The 262-nt window shown below is 61.1% G+C and carries 1 protein-coding gene; it reads left to right on the top strand.

Annotated elements, in window-relative coordinates:
• Positions 1–257, top strand: a 257-nt coding sequence (locus AC5ZGW_RS47925; protein WP_496114373.1) for a thioredoxin domain-containing protein, incomplete at its 5' end; no start/stop codon positions are given.
• Between the last annotated feature and the right edge of the window lie 5 nt (positions 258–262).

Here is a 262-nt window from a genome sequence, read left to right as displayed (position 1 = left end):
ACCATCTGCCGATCTGGCAGTTTGCCGACACCAAGGGCGGGCTGGTCGATGGTCTTGAAGTGCGTTCGCCGGACGGCGTCGCCTATCGCTACACATTCATCGCGGACCCAGACAACACGATCCAGCATGTCTACGCGACCAACCTCAATGTCGGCCGAAACCCGAAGGACACGCTGCGCGTGTTGGATGCTCTGCAGACCGACGAGCTCTGCCCCTGCAACCGCGAGATCGGCGGCGAAACGCTGAAGGTTGCTTGAGGCAT

Source organism: Bradyrhizobium sp. Crot121, from assembly GCF_059512385.1.
Note: the sequence above shows the minus strand (reverse complement) of the source record. Positions and strands in the feature narration are given on the sequence as shown.